The organism is Microbulbifer aestuariivivens, from assembly GCF_039545115.1.
In the GTDB taxonomy this organism is placed as follows: domain Bacteria; phylum Pseudomonadota; class Gammaproteobacteria; order Pseudomonadales; family Cellvibrionaceae; genus Microbulbifer; species Microbulbifer aestuariivivens.
Map to the genome: position 1 here is coordinate 55,333 of NZ_BAABRT010000016.1, position 15,991 is coordinate 71,323.

General features: G+C 60.5%; 11 protein-coding genes. 3 read left to right on the forward strand and 8 right to left on the reverse strand.

From position 1 onward, the window contains the following. Positions 1-252: 252 nt before the first annotated feature. Positions 253-1,638, forward strand: a complete 1,386-nt coding sequence (locus ABEA58_RS10465) for a serine hydrolase domain-containing protein (protein WP_345551274.1) — start codon at positions 253-255, stop codon at positions 1,636-1,638. Positions 1,639-1,736: 98 nt separating this feature from the next. Here the strand turns inward: ABEA58_RS10465 and ABEA58_RS10470 are convergent, their stop codons facing one another. The 6 genes from ABEA58_RS10470 to ABEA58_RS10495 all read right to left on the reverse strand — a co-directional run bounded on the left by ABEA58_RS10470 (position 1,737) and on the right by ABEA58_RS10495 (position 9,035). Continuing rightward, entirely contained in the window at positions 1,737-2,030 is a 294-nt protein-coding gene (locus ABEA58_RS10470) for a hypothetical protein (protein ID WP_345551276.1), read from the reverse strand. A 292-nt stretch (positions 2,031-2,322) separates the two neighbouring features. Further along, on the reverse strand, positions 2,323-3,207 hold the full coding sequence (locus ABEA58_RS10475; RefSeq protein ID WP_345551278.1) for a tyrosine-protein phosphatase: 885 nt from the start codon (positions 3,205-3,207) through the stop codon (positions 2,323-2,325). Positions 3,208-3,334: 127 nt separating this feature from the next. Next, the gene (locus ABEA58_RS10480) at positions 3,335-5,656 is read right to left on the reverse strand and encodes a GumC family protein (protein ID WP_345551280.1); all 2,322 of its coding nucleotides are present in this window, start codon (positions 5,654-5,656) and stop codon (positions 3,335-3,337) included. Positions 5,657-5,666: 10 nt separating this feature from the next. Beyond that, a complete protein-coding gene (locus ABEA58_RS10485) occupies positions 5,667-6,233 on the reverse strand; it encodes a polysaccharide biosynthesis/export family protein (protein WP_345551282.1) in 567 nt (188 codons plus the stop codon). 41 nt (positions 6,234-6,274) lie between these two features. Further along, positions 6,275-7,396 carry an outer membrane beta-barrel protein gene (locus tag ABEA58_RS10490; RefSeq protein WP_345551284.1) on the reverse strand — a complete coding sequence of 374 codons (1,122 nt, stop codon included), beginning with the start codon at positions 7,394-7,396 and terminating at the stop codon, positions 6,275-6,277. A 214-nt stretch (positions 7,397-7,610) separates the two neighbouring features. Further along, a complete protein-coding gene (locus ABEA58_RS10495; protein WP_345551286.1) occupies positions 7,611-9,035 on the reverse strand; it encodes an undecaprenyl-phosphate glucose phosphotransferase in 1,425 nt (474 codons plus the stop codon). An 841-nt stretch (positions 9,036-9,876) separates the two neighbouring features. On the opposite strand from ABEA58_RS10495, the gene ABEA58_RS10500 reads away from it, so the two are divergent. Then, positions 9,877-10,653, forward strand: a complete 777-nt coding sequence (locus ABEA58_RS10500; protein ID WP_345551288.1) for a 4'-phosphopantetheinyl transferase family protein — start codon at positions 9,877-9,879, stop codon at positions 10,651-10,653. A 77-nt stretch (positions 10,654-10,730) separates the two neighbouring features. Next, a complete protein-coding gene (locus tag ABEA58_RS10505) occupies positions 10,731-12,320 on the forward strand; it encodes a right-handed parallel beta-helix repeat-containing protein (RefSeq protein WP_345551290.1) in 1,590 nt (529 codons plus the stop codon). A 428-nt stretch (positions 12,321-12,748) separates the two neighbouring features. Here the strand turns inward: ABEA58_RS10505 and ABEA58_RS10510 are convergent, their stop codons facing one another. Together ABEA58_RS10510 and ABEA58_RS10515 are read right to left on the reverse strand one after the other, a co-directional pair. Next, a complete protein-coding gene (locus tag ABEA58_RS10510; RefSeq protein ID WP_345551292.1) occupies positions 12,749-14,245 on the reverse strand; it encodes a hypothetical protein in 1,497 nt (498 codons plus the stop codon). A gap of 129 nt (positions 14,246-14,374) precedes the next feature. Further along, on the reverse strand, positions 14,375-15,859 hold the full coding sequence (locus tag ABEA58_RS10515; protein ID WP_345551294.1) for an oligosaccharide flippase family protein: 1,485 nt from the start codon (positions 15,857-15,859) through the stop codon (positions 14,375-14,377). Between the last annotated feature and the right edge of the window lie 132 nt (positions 15,860-15,991).

The window sequence follows — 15,991 nt, forward strand, 5'->3', positions numbered from 1 at the left end:
CCGCCCCGGTGCAGGTGCAGGTGCCGGTGCCGCGCGCAGATTGGTTGCAATTGTAACCATAATGGTTGCATCTGCAACTAACTCATTGGGCGCCAGCTGAACCAGGGCGGCGCCATGCATGACCCAAAGTGACCAGTTTTGCCGGCAGGGGGCCGATAGAATGCGCCGGGCCAGCCTGCGCTAGCCGCTGAGGCCGCCGCCCCAGACCCAGACCCAGACCCAGACCCAGACCCAGACCCAGACCAGATCCTCATGAAAAAAATCATCGCCACTCCACTGCTCACCCTGATCCTGCTCGCTCTGCTGGGCTTGGGCGCCGCCCTGCTGGCGCCGCGCCTGCTGGGTTTTTCCATCACCGAGCTGGGCAGCGCGGTGCGTGTCGCCACCGGCATGGGGGCCAAGCTGGCCTGTTCCGCGCGCTATGTGTCGGGCTTTGAACCGGCGCGGATCGTCGACGACCTGGCCTCCTACTCACCGGCCAACCGCCTGCTGAATCTCGACTACGACGACAGCCGCAAGCGGGTGCGCGCGGACCTGCTGGGCCTCGCCGCAGTGAGCGCCCGCTACCGCGACGGCCTCGGCTGCGCGCTGGAAATCGGCGATACCACGGCCCTCGACCGGGTGACCGCGGCCCCCATCAGCGGCAGTGACCAGCCCTGGCCCCGGGGCGGCGCCACACCCGCCATCGACCCCATGCTGCAGCAGCAGCTCGACAGTATGCTCGCCGCGGATAACGCCGCCGGCCGTGAAACCCGCGCCCTGCTGGTAGTGCAGGATGGCAAGCTGGTGGCGGAATCCTACGGCGCGGGTATCGGCCCGGACACACCGCTGCTGGGCTGGTCCATGGGCAAGAGCGTGACCGCCATGCTGCAGGGGCGGCTGGAGACCCTCGGCCACGGCGAGCGGCAGGCCAGCGGACTCTTTGCCGAATGGCTCGACGATGAGCGCCGCAACATCACCCTGGAGCAGCTGTTGCAGATGTCTTCCGGGCTGGACTTCGACGAAACCTATGCCCCGGGCAGCGACGCCACCCGCATGCTGTTCCGCGCCCACAGCGCCTCCGCTGTAGCGCTGGCGAGTCCGGCCGCCTTTGCCCCGGGCACACATTTTTCCTACTCCTCCGGCACCACCAACCTCATTGCCCGCTGGCTGCACGGGCAGCTGGGTGACGATGTGCAGGCCAGCATCGACTTTCTCCAGCACCAGCTGCTGCAACCGCTGGGCATGGCGAATACCGTCTTTGAGGTGGACCCGAGCGGGGTGCTGGTGGGCAGTTCCTACGTCTACGCATCGGCGCGGGACTGGGCGCGGCTGGGCCAGCTGATGCTGAACCGGGGGGAGTGGTATGGCCAGCGGCTGTTGAGCGAGGAGTGGGTGGCGCGCGCCTCGGCGCCCAACCCCAGCGACAATGACCCCCGCTACGGTTACCAGTTCTGGCTCAACGGCCATGGCGCGACAGGTGGGGCCGAGGCGCTGCGCTTTCCGCAGCTGCCGGCAGACGCCTACTTTATGCTGGGCAACCGCAAGCAGGTGGTGATGATCTCGCCCTCCACCAACACGGTGGTGGTGCGGCTGGGCTGGTCGGCGGGCGACTACCCCACCGGCAGTCACTTTGCCGGGCTGTTGCCCGCCCACTAGCGCCTCCGCCGAGGCTTGTCCGGGGCCATGCACGACAAATCAGGCCCGGCTGCGGCGCGCTAAACAGAAGCCGCCGCAGAGTTACTTAAGCGCGGCGACTAGGGCGCATCCCCGCATTTGCCCGCTTCAATATCGCACGCCTTGCCCTCGTGGAATTCACCATCGGTCTGCAGGCATTCCTGCTTGTAGGCCGGTGACGCGCAGGCATCCGGCCCCTCCTGACAGCAGCCTACCGGGCCACTCTCCATACCTTCCGCCTGAGGGGCGGACAGGGGCGCCTCCGCCTCAGTCAGCGCCTCTTTCTGTTCCTCCTTCTTCGGGCTGCAGGCGCCAACCGCCAGCCCGAGGACACAAATGGCGAGAATACTGGTCTTCGTCGGAAATTTTTTCATGGGTAACACCTGCTCACTGCGAGATTTCAATTACTCCTTCAGCTTAGTTCAACTGCGGTGGGCGACAGGCGGCAACACCCCCGCCTGAGAAGCAGAAAAACCGGGTTTCAGTCAGAACCGGGCTCTGAGGGTGAGGCAAAAAACGCGAGTGGATGACTAAACGGTGATAGCGGCGATCGCGGCGACCACACCATGGGCAGCAGCGCCGGCGGCTTGAAAAAAGCGCTTATTGCAATAAAAGAGGGGCCACAAACGCCGGAGGAATCAGGCCGGAGAAATTAGACCGGAGAAATCAGACCGGACTCTCAAGTCCGCTGGTCACAAAACGGCTTTGGCTGAGCCGCCGGGGATTGTCCAGCACCAGCTCCCGCGCCCGACTCTCGCCGATCACTTTTGCCGCCGCGGCGCGCCCGCGCGACAGCCCCGGCGGACGCCGCCGCAGGTGGTGGGCATCGGAGGCGAGCACGGTAACCAGGTTTTGCTTCAGCAGCTGATGGGCGCGGGTCTGCGCGCCGCGACCGAAATCCCCCGCCACGGCGCTGGCGGTCACCTGCAGCAGGCAGCCGGCCTGCACCAATGGGCGCAGCCGTTTCAGGTCGCGCAGCACATCGCGGTTGCGCTCCGGGTGCGCGATCAGTGTGCGGACACCGCGCTGGCCGAGCCATTTCAGCAAGTGCTCGCTGCCGGGGGGGATATGGCTGTGGGGCAATTCCAGCAACAGCACAGGATCGCCGTGCCATTCGCCGATAAAGGGGATTTCGCCCTGCTCGAGCAATGCCGGCAGGTCGTCACTCAGGCGCACTTCCGCCCCCAGGGCGAGTTGCAGCCCGGCGCCGGCCTGCTGCGCCTGCGCCCGCGGTTCATTCGCCTGTTCATCCGCCTGTTCATCCGCCTTTTCATCCGCCTTTTCATCCGCCTGTTGGGCAGGGGCCTGCGCGGCGGCGCTGATCGCGGGCGTTATTTCGCCGGGCATTTCCCCCACCATTGCGCGGAACTGCTGGAAAACCGGCAACAGTTGCGAGAGGGAATTGTCGTAGCGGCCGGGGTGAATATGCGGTGTCAGTATTGCGTGGGTGGTGCCATCGGCGATGGCGGCCCGCACCAGCGCCAGTGCGCTTTCCATGCTGTCGGCGCCGTCATCGACGCCGGGCAGCAGATGGCAGTGCAGGTCGTACATCTAAACGCTTTCTACTTCGGCTCTTTCTACTGGGGTTCTTTCTACTGGGGCTCTTTGCCTGGGCACTTTCACTAGCTCCTTTTGCCTGGATGCTTGCACCTAAACCCTTACACCTAGACCCTTGTACCTAGACTCTTTCCCGGGACGACTCCACATATCTGACCCGCCCTTTGGAGGGTTTGCGATGGCTGTGCCGGCTCTGCTCGCGGCCGTAATTGCAGTAATTGCAGCCGTAGTATTCCTTCACATAAACGCTCTTGTCGGTGATATCCACCTGGTTCAGCACCACGCCCGCCACCTGCGAACCCGACTGCTGCAGGCGGTGCAGGCCGTTCGCCACCAGCTGCTTGTTGACGTCGTCGTGCTTGACTACGAACAGCACCGAACTGGCGGAGCGGGCGATAATCAACGCATCGCTGACCGCATGCACCGGGGGAGTGTCGATAATGACCCGGTCATAACTGCGCGCCAGCACCTTGATCATTTCATCGAAGCGTGGCGACACCAGCAGTTTCTGTGGATCGTCACACAGGCGACCGGCGGGAATAATATCGATACCGCCCCGCTCATCCCGGTGAATGCATTCGTCGATGGCCGCGGTGCCCTCGATCATATCGGTCAGCCCGGGCCTTGCCCGATCCACGCCGAAGTCGATGCCCACCACGGGTTTGCGCAGGTCCGCATCCACCAGCAAGACTTTTTCCACCTGGCCGAGGGCAAAGGCGAGGTTTTCGCACACGGTGGTCTTGCCCTCACCGGGTACCGAGGAGGTGATGGCGAGCACCTGCCCCTTGGGTCCCTTGGTTTCTTTGCGATCGGAGTTACGCTCAGAGTTGCGATCAGAGAGACCGAAGCGCGACAGCACGATGCCGGTGCGCAGCGTGCGGACTGACTCGGCAAAGGTGTACTGGTCCGGATCGAAGAAGGCGCGCAGCTCCAGCCGCTGGCCAGTGACCTTCTCCACATCCGGCATCAGGCCCATCAGCTGCTGACGCAGATAGAGCTCGACATCTTCCGGGCTGCGCACGCCCACACGGAGGTAGTCGAGCATTACAGCGATACCGACTGCGAGCATCAGTGCCACAGCCAGTGCCGCGGCGACGATCAGCCGCTTGTTGGGGGCCGATGGCTCCACCGGCGGCACCGCCAGATCCGCCAACCGCGCCGGCGCCATATTAAAACCGGAAGCCTCGCGGGTTTCATTCACCCGGGTGAGGAAGGTGTTGAACAACTGCCGGTTAATCTCGGCCTGCTGCTGCAGTTCGCCATAGCGAACGGTTTTGCGCGAAACCTTCTGGAAACTCTCCTTGGCCCGCTGCACTTCCAGCTCCTGAGCGCGCACACGGGCGAGCGCGGTCTGATAGCGGCTGTCGAGGGCGTCCACCAGGTTGCGCACTTCACTGCGCAGCTGGTCGCGCACCATCGCCAGTTCATTATTCGCGGCCACCATGTCCGGGTGCTTGGCGCCGTAGCGGCGGGACAGATCGGCCACCGCGCGGCTGGCCAGCGCCTCGTTGCGCTTGATTTCCTGGATCATCGGGTTGTTGAGCACTTCCGGCAGGTTGGCCAGTGCCAGCTCATTGCCCTCAAGCGCCTGCACCTGCTCCTGGATACTGGCCACCTGGCGCAGTTCGCGGCGCAATTCCTGCAGCTGTGTGGTGGCTTCATTCACCTCTTGCTCGGCGAGACTCGGCACACCACTGATATCCACCAGGCCCTCCTGCTCCTGAAAGGCCAGCAGCGCCGACTCGGAACGCTCCAGTTTATCGCGCAGTGTTTCCAGCCGCTCGTTCAGCCAGGAACTGGCGCGGTTGGTAAACTGCACCCGGGCCTCCGACTGGCTGGCGATATACGCCTCGCCCACGGTGTTGGCAACATCGGCGGCCAGCTCCGGTGAGAGCGCGCTAAAGGTGATATCCACCAGGTGGGTATTGAGCTTCGGCTCGATGGTGAGGCGCTCCAGAAACAGGGTAATGGCGCGCTCCATGCGGCGGTGCTCGGCACTCTCGCCTGTACTGGCCCCGCCATCGCCATCCATATCGCCACCCACAAAAGGCAGCCAGCTCCACAGGGCGGAACCCTCGAAGAGTGGGTTGGGAACAAACTCAGCATGTTCCAGCAGGTCCATCTGGCGAATGACCCTTTCGGCAACCCCGCGCGACTGCAAAAGCTCCGTCTGCGTCAGAATATATTCACGCCGCTGGTTACCGGCGTCATAAATCTCTTCCACGGAAACCAGGTTGGCCTGGTCCAGCTCAAACATCAGTGTCGCGGTGGCTTCGTAACGGGAAGGCATATTCGAAACCACCAGCACCGCCACCGCCGTGATCGCCGCGGTGATTCCCAGCACCATCCATTTGCGCGACAGGATGGCTCGCCAGTAACGGCGCAGGTCCGGACCGCTGTCATCGATCAGGTCGTCGCTTTCAAATGCGTCTTGCTTATTCATTATTGCGCCCTCAGAAAATGCTTTGTTCAACGGTCACGATGTCACCGGGAAGCAATCGCGTGTCCATGTCTGCCTTGAATGAACGTTTCTTGTCACCAAGCCCGCGTTCGACGGTAATCTTCTGTTCCGAGGCGCGGGGGGTGAAACCACTGGCCATGGCAACCGCCTTGTTGATGGTGAGCCCCGGGTGGAAGGTGTAGCTTCCGGGCGTGTTGACCTCACCATTAATAAAGAAGGGGCGATACTGAACGATGGAAACTTCGACACTGGGGTTAATCAGGTAATCCCCCTTAAGCCCCGCGACAATTTTTCGCTCCAGCTCCGAGGTGTTGAGTCCACTGACATGGATCTCGCCAATAAAGGGATAATTGATCATCCCGCTATCGCCGAGATAAGTTTCCATCGACAGGTTCTCCTCGCCGAACACGCGGATGGCGATGCGATCTCCAGAATCGAGTTTGTAGTTGGAAATTTCCATCGATGACGGGTCAGCTTCACCGGATAACACGGGTACCGGCGCGAACAGCAGTGCTAACGCAACAGCGAGGGGACGAAGTCTGGCTTGCTGCAATTTCAAAGAGTTCATGGTGTGTAACACTCCAATAGGTAGCTCGCGGCCTACGACAGGGCAGCCTCAAATCCAAAAAATACCCGGGTTCGGTCTTCGGCGAAGATCGGCTCCGTCGCGCTCTGGTTCAGCACCGTCACGCCGGCCAGCAACGTCACCCCGTCAAGAAACTCGTACTCGACCGAAGCAAATCCACTGCGGATATTTTCCACTACATTCGAGTCTTCAAAGTCCGCATTGGTGTAGCGGAAGCTCATCTCTGTCGAGATCCGCCCCGTCCATTCATGATTCCAGGCAACCGAGGCGCTCTTCGCGTCGATGACATTGGCAAACCCGCGGGTCTCCTCGGTTGCACGCTCGGCGGTAAAAATCAGCTCGGTGTTTTCCAGCGGTCGCCAGGCGGCCACAGCCTCCCAGCGAGGCCGCTTGAAATCTTCCACTTGCGGGTCTTCGAAAGTACGCGCGCCGACACCGGCCATGACGCCCACGCTCAGCACTTCGCCCTCGCGCTCGGCACCAACCATGTAATTCACTTCGCGGCTGTCGAAATCCGATTCATCGGGTTGCTGCTCGTAATCGAGCTCGGCGGCTTCGATACGCACCAGCAGGTCTGTCTCGCCGGCGATATTGAAACTGAAGAGGCCGCTGGCATAGGCGACCTTCAGGTCGCGGCCGCCATCTTCCTCGACAAAGTCCCGCTCGTTGTGGCCGACAGTCACTTCCACCCGGCCGCGCGCGCCTTCGGCGCCGAAGGTATAAGTGGTGCTGTATTCCTTTTCGATATAGCGTTCGCGCTCCAGGATCAGGCTGGCCAGATCCACGGCGGCGCGATTGTTGGGCTGCTGCTGTATATCGAGCATTTCCACGTTCATCTCGACTCTGTGGCGCGAATGGAAATTCCAGGTGGCATCGACCAACAGCTCCTGGTCGGTATAGGAATCACGATCCGCATTGAGATAGTCGGCGCGGGAAAGGCTGTAGCTCAGGCTGTAGGCCGAAACTCCGCTATCCGCCTCCAGCAGGAGGTTTGGTGTTGTCACCGTCAGCCAGCTCTCTTCCTCGTTTTCCACGGTATTGTCGATATTGTCGTCGTAACGCAAATTGACACCCATGGATGGGGTGAGAGTAATGCCTCCCGGCAAATCGATTGACTGGGCTTTGGCGTCGGGCATTGCGAAAATGCCCGCTGCCGCAATGACCAGTGTGGAAAGACAGAATCTAAGTCGGCTTTTGACCGCGGAAGCAAACAGTTTGCTAGTCATTACCGGGTACCGGTTGCATCGAGTTAATTGAAAGTCCGTGTTATTTTTGAGCGCTTTAAGTCTAGGTGGTCGAATAATTTCTGCTGGGTGATTTTGTGAAAAGTTGTTATTTCTGGCGGCTAAGTCAGTAGGCATTCCTGGAGTTGAAACCCTTGAAGAGGGTTATCAGGACAATGTAGCAGTCGAAGAACAGCGACCAGCGCCTGATGTAGTCCAGATCGTATTGCACACGCTTGCTCATTTTTTCCAGGGTGTCAGTCTCACCGCGCCAACCATTCACCTGTGCCCAGCCGGTAATGCCCGGCTTTACCTTGTGCCTCAACATGTAACCACTGACGAGGCCGCGAAATTGCTCATTGTGCGCCACCGCGTGTGGGCGCGGCCCGACAATGGACATGTCTCCGCGCAGAACGTTGATCAATTGCGGCAGTTCATCGAGAGAGGTTCGGCGCAGGAAGCGGCCAAAGCGTGTCACTCGCGGATCGTTGCGCGTCGCCTGAATAACTTTTGCGCCGTCTTCCTGTGTGGTCATGGAGCGGAATTTCCATACCTCGATCGTATTGCCGCCGTAACCGTAACGGCGCTGGCGAAAAATCACCGGCCCTCTTGAGGAAAGCTTGACGCCCAGCGCGATCAGCAACATCAGCGGTGACAGCAACACCAGCGCCAGTGTGGCGATCACCACGTCTTCCAATCTTTTCAGCCAGCCATTAATGCCCTGTATCGGCGTATCGTAGATACTCAGAACGGCACTGCGGCCGATGCGATACCAGCGCGACTGCAGCAGGCTGGAGCCGAAAATATCCGGCAGCAGATGCACCGTGGCTGTGGTATCCGCGAATGCGGCCAGCAACTCATCGATGCGTTTTGCCTCGCTGATCGGCAGGGCAATATAGACAAGGTCCAATTCACCGCACCGCGCCGCCGCCAGCGCCTCCTGCATATTGCCCACGCAGCCCACGCCGCCCACGCCATCCACTTTGTCAGCATTAGCCGCATCGGCCAGGTTGCCCGCAGCGTCACCAACCAGCGCCATGTGGTCGGCAGCGGTATTTTCCTGCGCGGGAATACCGGGTATGTGATAGAAACCCCGCAACCGAATTCCCAGCTCCGGATGCTGGCGCAGATCCCGCGCCAGCTGTAACCCCGTGGGCGTAATCCCGAGAATCGCCGCCGAGCGGGTATTGCGGTCGTGCACACGCAGGTACTGCAACAGGCGGCGCAGAGCATAACGCCAGCTGCCCAGCGCCAGCAGCGACGATACAAACCAGCAACCCACCACCAGCCGCGAGAATTCATGCCCGGCGCCGGTGAAATATCCCACCAGCAACAGCAACAGACACACTGAAACCCAGGCGATGGATGTGGCAGCGAGCATTGCGCGGAAGCTGTCTGTGCGCCAGGAGCGATAAAGCTCTACCGGCTCGGCCATGATGACAAAGGCCATCACCGCCAGCAGTCCAACGGCCAACCAGTCACCGCTGATCGGTTGTCGGGCAACAGAGAGGCAAACCCCCAGCACCGCGAGTATCAGGACACCGTCAATCAAACGGTATATCGCTGCCAGATCGCTCTGGTGCGAGCGTATCCATCCCTGCTGCAACGTCGCGACCTCCTGGGTTACCTCTTGCCTCTACTGCTACTGCGTGCCTCTACATCTACATCTCAACTGCATCTCAACCGCTCAACTGCGCAACGGTGTTACTGCTCTTTTTTATTCACTGCTCACACTGCTTTACTGCCGCTTGCCGCTTTGCGTATGCCGGCAAATGCAAACAGCGCCGCTGCCATATTCCGCCACCGCATCAGACGATGCCGTCAAGGCTTTGGCTCAGGGAGCATGGCACAGCAAAATGGGATCACAAGTTGCGCTTTTCAGCTTGTCACTATTTTTTTTTAGTTCAGCGATCCGTGACAGCGGGCTCAACAGGGCAAAAAAAACCGTCGCCAAAGCCGCTACGAATAATCAGTGGCACTGCCCGTACGCTTTTTGCAGGCCGGTCTATGCTTGCAGCCAGCGATTCACTGCGGCGCAATAATTTCAGCGCCGGCTAATCCCGACTGGCCCGGACCGCGTTCATGCCTGCCAGATTTTCTGCGCCAGCCAGTTCCGTTCTTGCCAGGCCTGCTGTCTATGCTTCCCGCGGTTTTGAGTGTCCCGGGATTTGAGTGTCCCGGGATTTGAGTGTCCCGGGATTTGAGTGTCCCGGGGTTTTCAGTGCCCAGCTTTGGTCCGCGGACTGTTGTTGTCAGCTGCCTGCCTGGCCCGCTAATTTGAGGTTGCCATGGAAAACCCCGCGCTATCTCACCCTCGCGGCGACTTAACTGATACCCAGGCGCGACACCCGCTGTTGACGCACGCAGAGACCGATGCAGGTGCAGGCATAGGGGTGGATGCAGATCACAGCTCAATTGCCGACGCAAAAAAAAGCCGCCCGGTCAGATTATTTTTCTATCGCCTGGACTGCGATGCGGATATCTCCCTCGCCGAGGCCGAGGGCTGCCTCAGCGCCGATGAGCGCCTGCGGGCCGAAGACTTTGTGTGTACACGAAGCCGCCACCGCTATGTGCGCGGGCGCGGCTACCTGCGGCGGATTCTCGCCCGGCAACTGCACCTCGCGCCTGAGAGCCTGCGCCTGCTGACCCACGGCAATGGCCGCCCATACCTCGCCGGCAGCACACTCTCTTTCAATGTTTCCCACTCGGGGGACTTGGCCATCTGCGCCCTGTCTCAGTCACTCTCGGTGGCTGTGGACCTTGAGCTGCATCAACAGGGGCTTTGGCCAGATTTCAATTCACGGGAACAACCCGCTTTCGATGGCGATGCTCTCCTGCGCATGGTGTTCAGCAAAGCCGAACGGCAGTTGTTGTTGGCTGCGAGCGACAGGGAAAGGCGCAGGCTGTTCTTCGAGTTCTGGACCGCCAAGGAGGCGTTGATGAAGCTCACCGGGCGTGGGCTATCCCTCGCACCGGACAGTATCGAGCTGTTTTGCAGTGGCAGTCGCCCGCGGGGTTTTTCCCGGCCGCAGATTCAGGATCTGCGCCTGCACAAGATCGATTGCGGCCCATTGATCGGCCCTGCGGCCAGCTGCCACCTGGTCACGCTGCCCGCGCGAATGGCTGGCAGCGCACAGACAAGCCTGGATATTGCAGAGAAGCTCGGATAACAGCCTGGATAGCAGCCCGCACAGCAATCTGCACAGCACAAACTAGCAGTTGGTGAAAACGTCAAGGAGGAAACAATATGCGGAAGTTTTTCGCTTGCCTTTTTTTATGGGGATGCATTTTTCCGGTCATCTACGCTGTCGCTGGTACTGGTACTGCTACTGGTACTGCTACTGGTACTGGCACGGTCGCGGCGACCAGCGGCGTTGCCCAGCGCCTGCCGTCTCCCTCTGCCGGCGCCGCTCCACAGGCGGGTGTCTATCACGTGGATATCCAGCGCGGTGACGATGGCAACAGCGGCAGCGCGGCAGAACCCTGGGCATCGCTGGAAAAAGCCCGCCGCACCCTCAAGGGGCCGGCCACGGTAATGGTGCACCCTGGGACCTACCCGCGCTTCGAGGAATACAAAAATCCCGGCCGCAAAGGCTATCTGAAATTCAAAGCCGCTCCCGGCAGCAAGCCACGGGTGCTCGGCATAACTCTTACCTATGGCGATCCCACCGACAGTTACCTTTCCTTCCACGGATTTGATATTTATTCCGAGGACAGCCTGCGCATCGTCGAAGTGCGCGATGCGCAGAAGGTGGAGTTGCTGCACAGCGAAATCCACTCCGACCACTGGGCACGCGGTCCCAATGACGGCGTCTATGGCATTAACCTGATGGACAGCCGCGATGTGCGTATCGAGCGCAATAAATTTTACGAGGTGTACCGGGGTGTTTTAGTGCGCAATTCCCACGAGGTGGCCATTCGGCATAATTACATCTCGGTAAAGGGCGCTTCCGCCATTCTCTATATGAGTGGCAGCAGCAACGGTCTGATTGAATACAACCATATCACCGGCGAGACATTCACCCCCTATCCGCAGGACCCGCTGGCGGTGGACAAACCGCACCAGAGCATGATCGCCATCAGCAGTAATGACCTGGTGGTGCGCGGCAATATTATGCACGGCATCGGCAACTCCTCCGGCGTGATGCTCTATTACCTCGGCAACAAGCGCGAAAAGGGCATGGCCTACCGGAACATTCTCTTTGAAGGCAATGCCATTTACGATCCCATCAATCGCTATGCTTTCCGCATTTATCATCTCGGCGAGAATATTGTCCTGCGCAATAATTTCTTCTATGCCAACAAGCGCGAGGGTGATTGTGACGGCGGCAGCGCCGACGCCCGTTACCGTTACAATGTGGCCATCGCCGTGCACAGTATCGCCGACGGCTATGATGGCAGCGGGCTTGAGCTCTACAACAATATTTTTCTCGGCGCGGCGATGTTCCCCGAGGAGGTGACCGAACAGGGCAATGTTTTCTGGTCGCTGCAGTTGGGCAAGGACTGGCAGCGACAGGCCTTCAGCAAGCGCTCCGAAGTGATTGTCGGCGACTTTATGGGCTGTGGCCGCCACCCCAAGCTGATGGAAGATGGCAGCTTCTTTGCGGTGCAAAACGACCTCAGTTTTCCCACTGCCTCGCTGATGGATTTGACCCTGTCGAGAAATTCCCTCGCCCGTCGCCTGCTGGTGCCGGAACAGCTGCCGCAGGCATTCCCCGGCGCGGTTGAGGATTCCGGCTTCCTGCAGGCGCCGATCCCCAGGGACAGTGTTGCCATGCCCTCTATCGGCCCCTGGCAGCGCGCCCACGACGCGGCGCGCCCCGCCGCCCAACGCTAACGCCACTGCCCACACAAACCACCCCAGGGGTCTTCTGCGGCCTTCTGGGGTTGATTTCTTGTCCGCGCCCCATTCCCGGCCCCATTCCCCGGTCTATTCCCGGACCCAGCCGTAAAGTACAGCTCAGCAAAAGCAAAAAACCGCCCGCAGGCGGTTTTCTTTTGCTTTCTCGGCTTCTCGGCTTCTCGATTTCTGGATTTCTGGATTCCTGGCTTTGACGAGCCGGCCGCCTGGGCTGGTGATCGCCGACGCCTTAGGCGCTATACACAGGCTGCCTTAATTCACCGCACACCTTGCCGCACACCTTGCCGCACACTTTGCTGCACAATTTACCGCACAGCCGACCTTATAGCTTATTCCCACACGCCAACACACACGCCACCCCACATGATTACACAGCACCCCACCTCGCCTCTCGCCAGCGAGCGTCAGCTCTGGTAACCGCGCAGCGGGTTGCTGCTGATGCCACAGCGCTGCAGTGTGCGCTTCATCCAGTCGCGCAGTTCGATCGGCAATGCCAGGCGGATCTCCTGGCGGATAAACCGCAGCTTGCCCAGGCCGCGGGCGCGATTGTAGGGAATCGCTGCCAGCTCCGGCCACAGATAAGCCACCACCGCCGGCACCGCTTTCTTGCCCAGACGGAAGGTTTCGGGAAGGTCGAGAATCTCCCGGTAATAGTCGCCACAGTTAAAAGGACTGATCGATGGCAGCAACTGCTCGTGGCCATAGACTGTCGGCCCGGCCCAGCAGGCGGCGCGGATTTCAGAGTAGGCCAAGTCCAGTATGTTGCCGGCGCTCATGTCCGCGGGCATCCCCGCCAGCCATTTATCCGCCAGTGCCAGCGTGTAGGGATTGATCACAATATCCATGCGATTCAGCAGGCCCTCGGCGGTGAGCGCGGTGAGCACGTCGTCGCCTGGATACCAGTAGGGCGCCCGCAGGGCTTCACCGCAGGTGCCGGTGATTTCATGGCTGTTGCTGTCGTTGACCCGCACGGTTTTACACAGCGCCGCCACCGTGTCCTCGACACAACCACCCACCCGCTGCAGCCAGCCCGTCACCTCTTCGCTGCTGGGCTTGAGAAATGGCAGCTGGCGGAAATTGAGGTCAAACTGTTCGGCAATATCCGCGGCAATCTGGCAGTCTAGCTGGCAGTAGTACTGGTCCATGGCAATGATCTGGAACTGCATCTGCTGATGCCAGTCGCGGCTCGCCGCCAGTATCATTCTCGAATCGCGGCCACCTGTGAGGTGGGCAATAAAATGCCCATCGTCCACCAGCGCCTTGACGTTGGCTTTCAGAATCTCGCCGATGCGGGCAATGGACTCCTGCGGGTTACAGCCGGGATCGCTGCGGCGCCCGCGGCCACCGGGTAGGGGGAATACCCGCTGCACGCTCCAGTTTCCGAGCGCCAGTGCATGATTGGGCAGCAGGCGCTGCACGCCAACATAGGGTGTGACCCCCATGGGATACCAGACTTCGCCCTTGCCACCGGATAGCGCCCGGCGCACCTCCGGGTCTTCCCGCTGCGGTGCCAGCAATTCCAGAATCGCCGGCGACGAAGCCAGAATCTGCTGGCCTGAATTGTACACAAGCCCCAACAGGCCTCCCGGATCGGTCCGCACCAGCACATCGCCGCCGGTGAAGCTGAAACAGATAAACCGTCCACAGATTTCGTTATAACAGTCCGGTGCGCCATCCTCGACACAGCGGCTGGTAATCGACTCGCCATCCTGCAGCAGACGCCCGCGCAAAATACTCCAGCCGATCACTACGGACAGCAGCTGGCCCTGCTCTCCGACCACTTTGATCACCGGTACTTCCCGCGCGACGGACAACCACCAGCAATCCAGCTGTGTGTGCTTCCACCCCGGCAGCTCCTTCAATGGGCGCGAGGCCAGGGCGAACTGTTTCGGATAATTCATCGAAATTACCTCTGTTCCTGTCAATCACATTGGCCTGGCCTGTTTGCTTTCGCCTGCCGGGCTTCACTTGTTTGCTTGCGTTTGTTTATTGGCGCCTGCGACGGCCTCCCGTGCAGGCTTGCCGCCAGCCTAGCGGCCCGCCTCCGCGGCCACCCGTGCCGCGCGCTCGGTTGGGCGCAGCAGCGCCAGCAATTCTTTTCTCACCGGTGCCTGCGACAGGGCGAGCAGGGCCGCCGCCAGCAGTGCGGACACGGCACCGATAGCCAGTTGCAGGAAGCTCAGCGCCAGCGAGTCATCCGGTGCGGGCAACAGAGGCGGTATCAACGAGATAAACAGCCCACAGATCAGCGTACCGGTCAGGGCGAGCTGTAACAGCGTGCCCACAAAACGGCCCTTGCCGTCTCCCAGCTGCACCAACGAAACCGAAACAGCCAGCGCGATCGCCTCTCCGGCAATGCCCGTGGCCGCGATCCAGGTAACCGGTACCCCGCGGATGCCGAGGGCGACGGCGAGGCCGAGGCCGGTGGAGCGGAAAATATTGGCGATCATGATGTTTTTGGTGTGGCCCTGGCTGTTGGCAATGATCGATGGCGCCATGCGCACCACCCGCAGGGCCTGCATACCGGTTAGCCAGGCAATCACCTCTGCCGCCTGCAGGTACTGCTCGCCAAAGCTCACATGCACCAGCCCGTAACCGGCGACGGTAAAAAACACCACCATCACAACGGCAAAGGAAAAACAGCCAATCAGCGCGTACTGGCAGCAGCGCTCGTAAAATGCCTTGTCGTCGCGACTCTGCGCCAGTATCGGCATCAGCAGGTTGCCGCTCAGCTTGGCAAACAGCAGCGTCGGCAACAGGCACAGCGAGAAAGCCACGCTGTACCAGCCGAGGGTCTGCATATCGTAAAAGCTGCCGATAATGAAACGGTCTCCCTGAAAAATACCCAGCATAAGAATGCCGTTGACCAGCAGCGGCCAGGCGAATATCAGTTTGCGCCGCGCCAACTGCCGCCGCAGTGCCCAGCGGTATGGTCGCCGCGCCAGCAGGTGCGACAGCGCCACCTGCATCAGTGTCTGCAGCAGGATGACGGCCAGCATTACCCGGTAGTCTTCAAAAACCAGAGTGGCCGCCAGGGCAACCATCACGGTCAGTATCTGCGGCAGTGCATCGAAGATGGCGGTGGGCAAAAATTCCATCCGTCGCTGGCGCACAACGAAATCGAAATGCATAAAGCCCGTCAGCACATGCACCACCGCCAACAGCTGGAAGGCCCAGACCTTGTCGTCGATGCCAAAAAGGTGTGCTATCGGCGCGGCGATGGCGAACTGAATCGCGCCAATCAAAAGGCCTTTGAGGAACTGCAGTAAATGCGCGGAAGCCAGCATGTCATCGCGGCCGCCCTCGCGGTCCTGGACCAGCACGCGATCCAGCGCCAGGTGGCTGGTCATTTCCACCAGCGTGATGGTCAGCGCAAATGTGCTGGCCACGCCGAAATTTTCTGTGTCAATGTGCCGCGCGATAATCACATTGCGGAAAAATGTGCAGGCGGCAACCAGCGCCTGACTCACCGTCAGTACGGAGGCACCCTTCAACAGACTGAGTCGTAGAGACACCAGTAACTCCCTAGCGCCCTGATGCGGGCAATGGAGATGCCAGCGGCCACTGCCGCATCGGCGATCACGTCCAAGCTATTTTTATGCGATCGGAATCGTCCCCGGTACCGCACCGTAAAGCACTGATTTTCG

Excerpts from the sequence above, each read along its gene's own strand:
- ABEA58_RS10465 (WP_345551274.1), top strand. The coding sequence starts at position 253 with ATGAAAAAAATCATCGCCACTCCACTGCTCACCCTGATCCTGCTCGCT.
- ABEA58_RS10470 (WP_345551276.1), bottom strand. The coding sequence starts at position 2,030 with ATGAAAAAATTTCCGACGAAGACCAGTATTCTCGCCATTTGTGTCCTC.
- ABEA58_RS10475 (WP_345551278.1), bottom strand. The coding sequence starts at position 3,207 with ATGTACGACCTGCACTGCCATCTGCTGCCCGGCGTCGATGACGGCGCC.
- ABEA58_RS10480 (WP_345551280.1), bottom strand. The coding sequence starts at position 5,656 with ATGAATAAGCAAGACGCATTTGAAAGCGACGACCTGATCGATGACAGC.
- ABEA58_RS10490 (WP_345551284.1), bottom strand. The coding sequence starts at position 7,396 with ATGCCCGACGCCAAAGCCCAGTCAATCGATTTGCCGGGAGGCATTACT.
- ABEA58_RS10505 (WP_345551290.1), top strand. The coding sequence starts at position 10,731 with ATGCGGAAGTTTTTCGCTTGCCTTTTTTTATGGGGATGCATTTTTCCG.
- ABEA58_RS10510 (WP_345551292.1), bottom strand. The coding sequence starts at position 14,245 with ATGAATTATCCGAAACAGTTCGCCCTGGCCTCGCGCCCATTGAAGGAG.